The organism is Citrobacter sp. Ce129 (genome assembly GCF_030334545.1).
GTDB lineage: Bacteria > Pseudomonadota > Gammaproteobacteria > Enterobacterales > Enterobacteriaceae > Citrobacter > Citrobacter europaeus.
Window position 1 is genome coordinate 40,976 of the sequence record NZ_JAOWDS010000027.1, and the last position, 12,374, is coordinate 53,349.

At 53.2% G+C, this 12,374-nt stretch carries 14 protein-coding genes; 2 read left to right on the top strand and 12 right to left on the bottom strand.

Annotation, left to right across the window (positions count from 1 at the left end; genetic code table 11):
- Window positions 1-56 precede the first annotated feature (56 nt).
- From OGV77_RS00515 to dnaB, 5 genes are all read right to left on the bottom strand, one after another.
- The gene (locus OGV77_RS00515; protein ID WP_006688292.1) at window positions 57-413 is read right to left on the bottom strand and encodes an MmcQ/YjbR family DNA-binding protein; all 357 of its coding nucleotides are present in this window, start codon (window positions 411-413) and stop codon (window positions 57-59) included.
- 120 nt (window positions 414-533) lie between these two features.
- Window positions 534-1,247: an acid phosphatase AphA gene (aphA, locus tag OGV77_RS00520; protein WP_047407201.1), complete on the bottom strand. Its 714-nt coding sequence runs from the start codon at window positions 1,245-1,247 to the stop codon at window positions 534-536.
- 247 nt (window positions 1,248-1,494) lie between these two features.
- Window positions 1,495-2,688: an aromatic amino acid transaminase gene (tyrB, locus tag OGV77_RS00525; protein WP_075145349.1), complete on the bottom strand. Its 1,194-nt coding sequence runs from the start codon at window positions 2,686-2,688 to the stop codon at window positions 1,495-1,497.
- Between the two features lie 128 nt (window positions 2,689-2,816).
- Entirely contained in the window at window positions 2,817-3,896 is a 1,080-nt protein-coding gene (alr, locus tag OGV77_RS00530) for an alanine racemase (protein WP_075145350.1), read from the bottom strand.
- 145 nt (window positions 3,897-4,041) lie between these two features.
- Window positions 4,042-5,457, bottom strand: a complete 1,416-nt coding sequence (gene dnaB / locus OGV77_RS00535; RefSeq protein ID WP_087051804.1) for a replicative DNA helicase — start codon at window positions 5,455-5,457, stop codon at window positions 4,042-4,044.
- 64 nt (window positions 5,458-5,521) lie between these two features.
- Between dnaB and OGV77_RS00540 the strand changes: the two genes are divergently transcribed.
- A complete protein-coding gene (locus tag OGV77_RS00540) occupies window positions 5,522-6,505 on the top strand; it encodes a quinone oxidoreductase (RefSeq protein WP_043018510.1) in 984 nt (327 codons plus the stop codon).
- 302 nt (window positions 6,506-6,807) lie between these two features.
- Here OGV77_RS00540 and pspG read toward each other — a convergent pair whose 3' ends face one another.
- The 3 genes from pspG to OGV77_RS00555 all read right to left on the bottom strand — a co-directional run bounded on the left by pspG (window position 6,808) and on the right by OGV77_RS00555 (window position 8,777).
- Window positions 6,808-7,050, bottom strand: a complete 243-nt coding sequence (gene pspG / locus OGV77_RS00545; protein WP_003031713.1) for an envelope stress response protein PspG — start codon at window positions 7,048-7,050, stop codon at window positions 6,808-6,810.
- A gap of 133 nt (window positions 7,051-7,183) precedes the next feature.
- Window positions 7,184-8,182 carry a tRNA dihydrouridine(20/20a) synthase DusA gene (gene dusA, locus OGV77_RS00550; protein WP_087051803.1) on the bottom strand — a complete coding sequence of 333 codons (999 nt, stop codon included), beginning with the start codon at window positions 8,180-8,182 and terminating at the stop codon, window positions 7,184-7,186.
- Window positions 8,183-8,288: 106 nt separating this feature from the next.
- Window positions 8,289-8,777, bottom strand: a complete 489-nt coding sequence (locus OGV77_RS00555) for a cupin domain-containing protein (protein ID WP_043018078.1) — start codon at window positions 8,775-8,777, stop codon at window positions 8,289-8,291.
- Between the two features lie 115 nt (window positions 8,778-8,892).
- Between OGV77_RS00555 and zur the strand changes: the two genes are divergently transcribed.
- Window positions 8,893-9,411 carry a zinc uptake transcriptional repressor Zur gene (gene zur / locus OGV77_RS00560; protein WP_003031709.1) on the top strand — a complete coding sequence of 173 codons (519 nt, stop codon included), beginning with the start codon at window positions 8,893-8,895 and terminating at the stop codon, window positions 9,409-9,411.
- Between the two features lie 48 nt (window positions 9,412-9,459).
- Here zur and OGV77_RS00565 read toward each other — a convergent pair whose 3' ends face one another.
- The 4 genes from OGV77_RS00565 to OGV77_RS00580 all read right to left on the bottom strand — a co-directional run bounded on the left by OGV77_RS00565 (window position 9,460) and on the right by OGV77_RS00580 (window position 12,344).
- Entirely contained in the window at window positions 9,460-9,669 is a 210-nt protein-coding gene (locus OGV77_RS00565; protein WP_003031706.1) for a CsbD family protein, read from the bottom strand.
- A gap of 136 nt (window positions 9,670-9,805) precedes the next feature.
- Window positions 9,806-11,125, bottom strand: a complete 1,320-nt coding sequence (gene dinF / locus OGV77_RS00570; RefSeq protein WP_087051802.1) for an MATE family efflux transporter DinF — start codon at window positions 11,123-11,125, stop codon at window positions 9,806-9,808.
- A 132-nt stretch (window positions 11,126-11,257) separates the two neighbouring features.
- Entirely contained in the window at window positions 11,258-11,866 is a 609-nt protein-coding gene (gene lexA / locus OGV77_RS00575) for a transcriptional repressor LexA (RefSeq protein WP_003826596.1), read from the bottom strand.
- Between the two features lie 109 nt (window positions 11,867-11,975).
- Entirely contained in the window at window positions 11,976-12,344 is a 369-nt protein-coding gene (locus OGV77_RS00580) for a diacylglycerol kinase (RefSeq protein WP_003826594.1), read from the bottom strand.
- Window positions 12,345-12,374: the final 30 nt, after the last annotated feature.

The window sequence follows — 12,374 nt, forward strand, 5'->3', positions numbered from 1 at the left end:
ATGCATAATTGCTTGTAGGCCGGATAAGGCGCTTGCGCCGCATCCGGCGAAACGGATCAGGGCTGCGCCAGTATCCGGCGTTTATCTTCCGGCAGCGTGTTGACGGCCTGCTGATAGGAGGCGTCTACCAGATAGTAGATTTGCGAATCCGGCAGCGAGCCATCCAGATACACCGTACTCCAGTGCGCTTTATTGAGATGTCGGCTTGGTCGTACATCGCTATGCTGCTGACGTAACAACTCTGCCAGCTCCGGGCTGGTTTTCAGAGACACCGCAGGGCGTTCTTCCACCTCTTTTACCATGGCAAAGAGCACATCTTCGACTTTGATCTGGGTGGCCTTCCAGTCACTGTGAACGCTCTGCTCCGCGCCCGTTTTTGCCATGCAGTATTGCAGCAACTCCGAATTCGTCATCTTTATTCCCCTTACCAGCATATTGCCTAATGAGAACATCTTTTATTCAGTGTGCAGCAAGTCCGCAAAAGGTAAAAGCCGTGAACGTAAATTTGTTTAAAAAACCAGCAATCGATGGTCTCAGTACTCCGAGTTGACGATCACCTCTTCACCAAACGCACCGGCCTGCGGCAGCGGTTTATACGTGGAATTAGCGGCGCGCAAAATACGAATACCGCGAATACCTACGTCGCGAGCGGCGGTGATGTCATTATCAGAGTCACCGTAGAACATGCGGACATTTTTATCCTGCAGCCACTGCGTTTTGGTGTTCTGACCCGGCTTATCACCGGCGAAAATGACTGGATTCATATTACCAGCCGGGATGTGAAAGTTATCGGACAGCGTTTTCGACACGGTTTCCGTTTTCGTCTGGCTACGACCGGTTACGAAAAAAATGCTGTCGCCGCGACGCACGTGCATGTCAATCAGCTGACGAGCGACCTCTTTTGGAATGCTGAATTCGTCCCAGCCATTGTTCATTTTTTCCCAGAAAGCCGGATTCTTCAGGTAATCCTCACTATCCGGGGAATACGTTTTTTTACCGCGCCAGAAGCCAGGGCTGGAAAAGAGGACGGTGTCATCAATATCAAACCCGACGGCCATCGGCGGGCGTCCGGTCAGACTGTTTTCAATTTGTGCCACGGAGACCCAGTGAATGGGTGCCTGCTCAGCGAGTTTTGCAACGTTGGTGCCAGGATTAAGCTGAGAGGGAGAGGAAACTAACGCCTGGGCTGGCTGATTTAGCGTGAACAATAAACAAACGGCACTCAGTGCCAACGTAAACTTGCGCATATTTTTCCCTAAGTAGTCAGTTAGTTATCATTTTTTTATTAACAACTGGTCAAAAAACTATCTGACCTTACCCCTTAGGGGAAGGGAAAGGAAGGATTTTCTCTGGTTTTGTCCTGGAAAAGGAGCACGATCACACAGGAAAGTGCGCCTGATGGCACTACACTTATCGGCCTACAAACGAAAATCCATATCCATTTGTAGGCCGGGTAAGGCGTTCACGCCGCCATCCGGCAACACACAAAGCCAATTACATGACGGCGGCAAATGCCTTCGCCACGCGCTGCACGTTACCGTGATTCAGCCCGGCCACGCACATACGACCGCTGGCTATCAGGTACACACCGAACTCATCGCGCAGGCGATCGACCTGAGCGGCGCTAAGCCCGGTATAGCTGAACATTCCGCGTTGTTGCAGCAGGTAATCAAAGTTGCGACCAGGGATCTCCGCATTTAATACCTTAACCAGCTCCTGGCGCATCGCCAGAATGCGGGTACGCATCTCTTCGACTTCCGCCAGCCAGTTAGCTTTCAGCGCGTCATCCCCCAACACCGCGGCAACCACCTGCGCACCAAAGTTTGGCGGGCTGGAGTAGTTACGGCGCACCGTCGCTTTTAGCTGCCCTAAAACGCGGCTGGCGGCATCAGCGTCTTCACATACTACTGACAGTCCGCCGACACGCTCGCCGTACAAAGAGAAAATCTTCGAGAATGAGTTGCTGACCAGAGCAGGCAATCCGGCACTGGCAATGGCGCGGATCGCATAGGCATCGTCTTCCATTCCACCGCCGAAACCCTGGTAAGCAATATCCAGGAATGGGATCAGATCGCGTGCTTTCAGGATCTCAATGACGCCATCCCACTGCGCGGGAGTTAAATCCGCCCCCGTCGGGTTATGGCAGCACGGATGCAGCAGTACGATGCTGCGCGCCGGTAAGGTATTCAGCGTGGTCAGCAGGTCGTTGAAACGCACGCCGTTGGTCGTGTCGTCATACCAGGGGTAAGTACCTACTTCGAACCCTGCGCCTTCAAAAATCGCGATGTGGTTTTCCCAGGTCGGGTCGCTGACCCACACGCCAGAATCAGGGAAATAGCGTTTCAGGAAGTCTGCGCCAACTTTTAGCGCGCCGGAGCCGCCCAGCGTCTGAATCGTTGCGACGCGCTGCTGCTGGAGAACCGGATGATCTGCGCCAAACAGCAGCGGCGCAATAGTATGGCGATACGTGTTCAGACCTTCCATCGGCAGATACAGCGAAGCGCCATGCGGTTTGGCATTAAGTCGGGCTTCGGCTTCCGCCACCGCTTTAAGCTGAGGAATAATGCCGTCTTCGTTGTAATACAGGCCGATACTGAGGTTCACTTTGTCGCTACGTGAATCTTCTTTGAAACGCTCCATGAGCGATAAAATCGGGTCGCCGGCGTAGGCGTCAACTTTTTGAAACACGTGTGGTTCTCCAGGTTTACAGGCAGAGGTTAAGAACACAATAAACCGGAAGCGGGAGAAGATCGAGAGGATGTTGAGAGGAATATTGCCGGAAGGCGGCGTAACCGCCTGTCCGGCACTTCATGCTGTTAATCGATATACTTCATCGCCACCCTTGAGGTCAGGCGCGTAATAAGTTCGTAAGCACTTACTTTCGTCATTTCAGCAATGCGTTCAACGGGCAGGCCCTCGCCCCACAGAATCACCGAATCACCCGCTTTGTCCTGCGCGTCGGGGCCTAAATCGACGCAGATCATATCCATCGCGACGCGACCGACGATCGGTACTTCACGGCCATTAACCAGGACTGGCGTCCCGGACGGCGCTGCGCGCGGATAACCATCGCCATAGCCCATCGCCACCACGCCCAGACGCGTGTCGCGCTCGCTCAGCCAGGTTCCACCGTATCCAACCGGTTCGCCCGCTTTGTGCTCACGCACCGCAATCAGGCTGGAGGTCAGCGACATCACCGGCTGGCAGCCAAAATCGGCGCCGATAGAGTGGTTTTCCAACGGCGATACGCCATACAAAATCAGCCCCGGACGCGCCCAGTCGAAGTGAGACTGCGGCCACAGCAAAATCCCCCCCGACGCGGCAATCGAACGCTGCCCCGGTTTGCCTGCGCAAAAACTATTGAAGATATCGAGCTGTTTTTCGGTCGCGCCACATTCAGGCTCGTCCGCACGTGCAAAGTGGCTGACGATATTGACCGGCTGGCGCACGTTTTCACATTGCGTTAAGCGCTGATAAAACGCCTCGGCCTGCTCAGGACGCACGCCCAGGCGGTGCATTCCCGTGTCGAGCTTCATCCAGACGGTGACAGGTTCAGCCAGTTCAGCGGCTTCCAGAGCGTCAAGTTGCTCCTGGTTGTGGACGGCAGTATGCAGACGCTGCGCGGAAATAGTCGGCAGATCGGAGGCATCAAAAAATCCCTCCAGCAGCAGGATGGGCTGCGTGATCCCTCCCGCTCGCAAGCGCAGGGCTTCTTCAAGACGAGCGACACCAAAAGCGTCCGCATCGGGGAGCGTTCGCGCGGTCTCTAACAGACCATGGCCGTAGGCGTTCGCTTTCACGACCGCAACCAGTTTGCTGGCGGGAGCCAGTTCACGCAGACGTTGCAGGTTGTGTCGCAGAGCGCGGCGGTTAATGACTACAGTTGCCGCTTGCATTTGTATTCCTTTATAAAAGAATCTTCTAAATCATTCGTGTTGCTGGAGGGCGACAAGCCTGAGAATCCCCGGAAGCTCAGTAAACTAAGTGACCGGGATGAACGGGCGTAGTCAACGCATCTGCAGCATGAAGGATGACGGAGATTTATTCGTCGTCGTATTGTGGGCCCGCATAGTTATCGAAGCGCGACCACTGACCGTTAAACGTCAGGCGCACCGTACCGATCGGGCCGTTACGTTGCTTACCAATAATGATTTCCGCGATCCCTTTCAGGTCGCTGTTTTCGTGATAAACCTCATCACGATAAATAAACATGATTAAGTCGGCATCCTGCTCGATGGAGCCGGACTCACGCAGATCCGAGTTAACCGGGCGCTTGTCGGCGCGCTGTTCCAGAGAGCGGTTAAGCTGCGACAGCGCCACCACCGGCACATGCAGTTCTTTCGCTAACGCTTTCAGCGAGCGGGAGATTTCTGCAATTTCCAGCGTACGGTTGTCGGAGAGCGACGGCACACGCATCAGCTGCAGGTAGTCGATCATGATAAGTCCGATGCCGCCGTGTTCACGGGCGATACGACGAGCACGCGAGCGCACTTCCGTTGGCGTCAGGCCGGAGGAGTCATCAATATAGATGTTTCGTTTCTCCAGCAAAATACCCATTGTTCCGGAAATTCGCGCCCAGTCCTCATCATCCAGTTGACCAGTACGAATTTTGGTTTGGTCTACGCGTGAGAGCGAGGCCAGGGAACGCATCATGATCTGTTCTGAGGGCATTTCAAGACTGAAGATAAGAACCGGCTTATCCTGCAACATCGCCGCATTTTCGACGAGGTTCATTGCAAATGTCGTTTTACCCATCGACGGACGCGCGGCGACAATAATTAAGTCTGACGGCTGCAAACCAGCCGTCTTTTTATTAAGGTCGTCATAACCGGTGTTTACCCCGGTGACGCCGTCGTGCGGCTGCTGGAATAACTGCTCGATACGCGCGACGGTTGCGTCGAGCACATCGGTGATATTTTTCGGCCCTTCGTCTTTGTTGGCGCGGCTTTCTGCAATTTTAAAGACGCGGGATTCCGCAAGGTCCAGCAGATCTTCACTGGAACGGCCTTGTGGATCAAACCCAGCTTCCGCGATTTCATTCGCGACCGAAATCATGTCACGAACAACTGCACGTTCTCGGACAATATCAGCATAAGCGCTAATATTCGCCGCACTTGGCGTATTTTTAGATAACTCAGCCAGATAAGCAAAACCGCCGACGCTGTCCAGTTGCCCCTGAACCTCCAGCGATTCAGCGAGCGTGATCAGATCGATGGGTTTCCCCATCTCCTGCAGGCGATGCATTTCCGTGAAGATATGCCGGTGCGGTCGGGTATAAAAATCCTCCGCCACCACACGCTCGGCGACATCGTCCCAGCGTTCGTTATCCAGCATTAAACCGCCCAACACCGACTGTTCCGCTTCAATCGAGTGCGGCGGTACTTTCAGCCCGGCGACCTGGGGATCGCGATCACGAGCATCAGTCTGTTGTTTGTTGAAGGGTTTATTTCCTGCCATAGTGAATGGAGTTACCGAGATAATGATTGGGTCGAAAGATTACCACATTTCTTTTGGAGGAAGCATGGCAACACGTATTGAATTTCACAAGCATGGTGGCCCTGATGTACTCAAGGCTGTGGAGTTTACCCCCGTAGACCCGGCGGAAAACGAAATCCAGGTCGAGAACAAAGCGATTGGGATCAACTATATCGACACCTACATCCGCAGTGGTCTTTATCCGCCGCCTTCTCTGCCCAGCGGTCTGGGAACCGAAGCCGCAGGCGTGGTCAGCAAAGTCGGTAGCAACGTGACGCACATTAAAGCCGGCGATCGCGTGGTTTACGCTCAGTCCCCCCTGGGCGCCTACAGCTCAGTGCATAACGTTCCGGCTGATAAAGCCGCCATCCTGCCTAACGCTATCTCGTTTGAACAAGCCGCCGCCTCATTTCTTAAAGGGCTTACCGTATTTTATCTGTTACGTAAAACCTATGAAATTCAGCCTGATGAACCGTTTTTGTTCCATGCTGCTGCGGGCGGCGTCGGTATGATTGCCTGCCAGTGGGCAAAAGCATTAGGTGCGAAGCTGATTGGAACCGTCGGCAGTGCGCAAAAAGCGCAAATTGCGCTGCAGGCCGGCGCATGGCAGGTCATTAACTATCGTGAAGAAAGCATTGCTGAACGAGTGAAAGAGATAACTGGCGGAAAAAAAGTGCGGGTGGTGTATGACTCGGTGGGGAAAGATACCTGGGAAGCCTCGTTGGATTGTCTGCAGCGCCGCGGACTGATGGTCAGTTTTGGCAACGCGTCCGGACCAGTGACCGGTGTAAATTTAGGGATTCTGAATCAGAAAGGTTCGCTATACGTGACCCGTCCCTCTCTGCAGGGTTACATCACCAACCACAACGAATTAACCGAAGCCAGTAATGAGCTTTTCTCATTGATTGCCAGTGGGGTAATAAAAGTGGATGTCGCACCTGGTCAGACATTTGCGCTGCACGACGCACAGCGTGCCCATGAAGTGCTGGAAAGTCGCGCCACGCAGGGATCGAGTTTACTCATTCCGTAACGCCATCACTTTCCCCTAAATAATTTAAGCTCCAGGACGGCGGCAATTGAGTGAATCCCCAGGAGCTTACTGGAGTAAGTGACTGGGGTGAATGAAAGCAGCCAACACACCTGGAGTTTGAATTATGACGGGGAAAGAAAGAATTAGGGCTTCCCGCAGGAAGCCCTTTCTTTTTTTAGTTCGGCTGTATGTAGGGTACAGCTCGATGAATTCGTTAACCTGGCAATAGTGACAGATTTGATAATCAATTCCTATTTGGTTCTAAAGGCAATGTTGCAGGTTGTGACGCACCGCTCAATACCTTAGTAAAATCGGCGGTTATTGCGCTGATACTGTGGGACTTTTGGCGCTTTTATCGCCTTGATAACCCACACCACGGCAACGGCCAGCAGCAGCCAGGGAAGCAGTTTAATCATCAAGGCAAATAGTCCGCCTAAAAACATCACTGCCGTAGCTACCACCAATGCGGCCAACACACCCAGCAAAGATACGCCGGTGACCATCAACATGATAAAAAATCCAATCACAAAAAGTAGTTCCAGCATGGCTCTCTCCCGAAATGAAGTACTCTCCATAGCTTTACAAGAAACATGCCAAAATTAATATGTTGATTTATAAAGAAAACGCCCCGCGACAAAGTGCAGGGCGTGGTGAAATTAACTAACTTTTGGCGAAAACTTAACGCTTGTCAGCGACCAGCTTCAGCGCATGTTCCAGAACGTTAATATCTGCCCCAGCTTTATGCGCATTTTCGCTCAGATAGCGACGCCACTGACGGGCCCCTGGAATCCCCTGAAACAGCCCCAGCATATGGCGCGTCACATGCCCCAGATAGGTTCCCTTACTCAGTTCACGCTCAATGTACGGGTACATGGCGCGCACCACGGCAACCGGATCGGCATCTTCGGTGGTGGCAGCAAAAATCTCACGGTCAACGTACGCCAGAATACCTGGGTTTTGGTAAGCCTCACGCCCCACCATCACGCCATCCATATGTTGCAGATGAATTTTTGCTTCTTCCAGCGATTTAATGCCGCCGTTGATCGACATCGTCAGATGCGGGAAATCACGCTTTAGCTGATAAACGCGGTCGTAATCCAGCGGTGGGATCTCGCGGTTTTCTTTCGGGCTTAACCCGGATAGCCAGGCCTTGCGGGCGTGAATAATAAACATCTCACATTCGCCGTTGCCAGATACCGTGTTGATGAAATCGCACAGGAATTCGTAGCTGTCCTGATCATCAATACCAATACGCGTTTTCACCGTAACCGGTATCGACACCACGTCGCGCATTGCTTTGACGCAATCGGCGACCAGTTGTGCATTCCCCATCAGACAGGCGCCAAACATGCCATTCTGTACGCGGTCGGAAGGACAACCCACGTTGAGGTTAATTTCGTCATAGCCCCGCTGTTCAGCGAGCTTCGCACACTGCGCCAGCGCTGCCGGATCGCTCCCACCCAATTGTAATGCTACTGGGTGCTCTTCTTCGCTATACGCCAGATAATCGCCTTTACCATGAATGATCGCGCCGGTGGTTACCATCTCCGTATAGAGCAGCGTCTGGCTGGACAGTAAACGCAAAAAGTAGCGACAGTGTCTGTCCGTCCAGTCGAGCATCGGCGCGATAGAAAAACGATGAGCGGGAAAAGCGGTAGACTGAGATTCAGGCAGCATGGCGAATATTCAAGCATCCGGTTAAAAAAGGGGCGCTACTATAGCATAGACCGTTACGATAGTGAGCCACATCCTCGCGGTTATCCCTCCGTAGCCCCCACGCGCGCTATTTACGCCCGGGTTTTCCGTCATGAGAGCCAAAAAACTGCGGCGGATGGTCGACCCAGCGATCCTCGCGCGTAGCAGCATAGACAGGGTTAAGCGGGTAATAAATGCGGTTATGTTTTTTATTCGCTTCACCTACGACCAGCAGACGCACCTCTTCACTGGTGTTATTGATAAAGGTGTGACACACGCCGGTGCCCGCCGGGAAACCAACGCTGTCGCCCGGTTCCAGCTTCCATAAATAACCGTTAATCCAGGCCTCAGGATATCCTTCCAGCACATAGATAAACTCTTCCTCATCGCTTTCAGCGTGCGGGTACGACGTGCGCCGCCCCGGCGGCAGGCGTTCATGATGAATACCGAGCCGCCCTAACCCGAGCTTGCGGGCAAGCGGCGCGCCAATCGAAAACAACTCATTGCTGTCGGGATAAGTGGCGTCATCAGCCCCCTCAACTTCTCGCCAGTGGCGAATACAATCGGGTCTTTTCATGTTTATTTTCCAGTATTGCGATGCGTCAGGTATAGCACACCACGGTGGATCTCGGCGTTTTAAGCAGAACATGTTAAAGTAAGGGATTAACCTTCCACGCAAATCGAGGCGCCAAATGGACAAAACCACTACGCAGGAGTTATTGGCTCAAGCTGAAAAACTCTGTGCGCAACGCAACGTGCGACTTACGCCACAACGCCTCGAAGTGCTGCGCCTGATGAGCCTGCAGGAAGGCGCAATTAGCGCCTATGACCTGCTTGACCTGCTGCGGGAAACCGAGCCACAGGCGAAACCGCCGACCGTGTATCGTGCGCTCGACTTTCTGCTGGAACAAGGGTTTGTGCATAAGGTGGAATCCACCAACAGCTATGTGCTTTGCCACCTGTTCGATCAGCCAACCCACAGTTCCGCAATGTTCATTTGCGATCGCTGTGGCGTGGTAAAAGAAGAGTGTGCGGAAGGCGTGGAAGACATCATGCATACGCTGGCGGCAAAAATGGGCTTTGCCCTGCGGCATAACGTTATTGAAGCCCACGGGCTGTGCCCGGCCTGTGTGGAGGTTGAGTCATGCCGTCATCCTGGCGAATGCCAGCATGACCATACGATTCAGGTGAAGAAGAAAGTTGGGCGCTAGATAAGGGGGAGAGCGTACATCCTTGTACTCTCAGGAGGGAGGGGTTAATTACCAGCGGTAATCATTACGTTTTTCCCAATCATTAACTTCTTTTTCCGCCTGATCTTTCGCGTAACCGTAACGCTCCTGGACTTTACCGACCAGTTGGTCACGTTTACCTTCAATGACCGTCATATCATCATCGGTCAGTTTGCCCCATTGCTCTTTCACTTTACCTTTAAACTGCTTCCAGTTGCCGCCGACTTCGTCTTTATTCATCATCAAGTCCTCATCGTTAGGTTGTGAATAGCGAGAGTGCCATGTCCAGACACATGCTGTTTTTGCTGGACGTGAGAATAAGTGTAGTCAGGGATTCTGGGTTTTATTTACTATTCGGAATTTTTAACCATCCTGCTCAGGCGAACCAGGTTCCATTACGCCAGTGGCGTCGCCAGATAATGGCCAGTGAAAGCCCACGCAACGTGAGGAAAACGCTTAATGCCAGCCACAAACCATGATTTCCAAGCCACGGTAAAGCGAGCAGCGTTAATGCGAATCCCACTGCGGCAACGGCCATACTGTTACGCATTTCTGCAGCCCGCGTCGCGCCAATAAACATCCCGTCGAGCAGATAACACCACACCCCCACCAGCGGCAAAACCACCTGCCAGAAGAGATAGCGATCGGCCAGCAGTTGGATCTGCGGCAGCGAGGTCAGCAGCGCCACAATCTGCTCGCCAAACAGGGCATAAACCAGCGAAAACAAAATAGCCACAATACCGGACTGTCGACAGGCCGCCCGCCAGACGTCCAGCAACTGGCTACCATCTCGCGCCCCATAGGCCTGACCCGAATGCGCTTCCACGGCATAGGCAAATCCGTCCAGCGCGTAGGCGGTAAAAGTCAGCAAGGTCATCAGAACGGCATTAACCGCAATGATATCGCCTCCCAGACGCGCACCCAGCACCGTGATAGCGCCAAAACAGAGTTGTAGCAGCAGCGAGCGCAGCATGATGTCGCGGTTGAGCGCCAACAAACGACGGAAGTTGCCACGCCACGCCTGCTTCAGCATTGCCAGTGAAATGCCACGTATATGCAGGACTTTACGTACCATCATCAGGCCAATCAGCAGGGTGGCATATTCGGCAATCACCGTCGCCAGCGCCGCTCCCTGCACGTTCATATGCAGGCCCATCACCAGCCATAAATCGAGTACGATGTTGAGAATATTACCGACAATCAACAGGATAACCGGCGCACGCGCATACTGAACGCCAAGCAGCCAGCCGAGCAGCACCAGATTCGCCAGAGACGCGGGTGCGCTTAACCAGCGAATTTCCAGGAAACGTCGGGCCTGCTCCAGTACCGCTTCACTTCCCCCGACAATATGCAGAGCCAGATCGATAATCGGTGTACGAAACAGTGCGATAAGCAGCCCCGCTCCCAGCGCCAGCATTAGCGGCTGCACCAGCGCGCGCGCCAGCGCCTGCGGATTTTTCGCGCCAAATGCCTGCGCGGTAAGACCTGTGGTACTCATGCGCAGGAAAAGCAGCAACATAAAGAGAAAACTGGTCGCCGTGGCGCCAACCGCAACGCCGCCAAGATAGACTGGGCTATCCAGATGACCAATCACAGCGGTATCCACCAGTCCCAGCAGGGGAACGGTGATATTGGAAAAGATCATCGGTAAGGCGAGGTGCCAGAGTGCTTTATCAGAAGAGGTAAAGAAAGGCATACAGGAGAGCCTGGAAGAAGTTAGAGGTACTGAAAAAAATGTTGTCCATGCCCGACAAGCGCAGCGCCATCGGGCACGTTGCCGGATGGCGACATAAACGTCTTATCCGGCCTACAGGGCATTAACAGAAAATTACAGCCATTCACCGTTACGAATGACGCCTACCGCCAGTCCTTCGATAGTGAAGTTTTGCTCACGCAGGTCGACAACGATGGGTTTAAATTCGCTATTTTCTGGCAAGAGTTCAACCTTGTTGCCCTGTTTTTTCAGGCGCTTAACGGTGACTTCGTCATCGATACGGGCAACAACGACCTGACCGTTACGCACGTCCTGTGTTTTATGCACAGCGAGTAAATCACCGTCCATAATACCGATATCTTTCATCGACATACCACTAACGCGCAGCAGAAAATCGGCGTTCGGTTTGAACAGTGAAGGATCGACCTGGTAGTGGCCTTCGATGTGCTGCTGCGCCAGCAGTGGCTCACCTGCAGCCACACGCCCAACAAGCGGTAACCCTTCTTCTTCTTCCTGCAGCAGTCGAATACCGCGCGATGCACCGGATACAATTTCCAGCACCCCTTTACGCGCCAGCGCTTTCAGATGTTCTTCAGCAGCGTTTGGGGAACGGAACCCCAAACGCTGCGCGATCTCCGCACGCGTCGGTGGCATACCTGTCTGGCTGATGTGATCCCTAATGAGATCAAACACCTCTTGCTGCCTGGCCGTTAACGCTTTCATTCCGCCCCCTGGGTGTATATACAGTTATGCTGTGAGTATATACAGCTAAAGGTGATTTTGGAACCGCAAACTGCACAAAAAACAGGAGATTTATGCAGTTGTGGAATCTTTATCGCAAATGCGACCACAACAGGATGCCCCAGGTGATCAGAGCGACAAAAATAGACAGCAATACCGCCGCCGACCCCATATCTTTTGCCCGACCGGAAAGTTCGTGATACTCAGAGCCAATACGGTCAACCACCGCCTCAATCGCACTGTTGAGGATTTCAACGATCATCACCAGCATCACGGAACCAATCAACAGCACGCGGGTAATGGCATCGACGTCCAGCCAGCAGGCGATGGCTACGCCCAACAGGACGGCAACGCTTTCCTGACGGAATGCCGCCTCATTGATCCATGCGGCGCGAAAACCTTTCCAGGAATAGCCTGCAGCTTTGATAATTCGGGTGAATCCAGTGGTATTATTGGCCATCAAAAAGAACCTTTTTACATTATTAGCGTC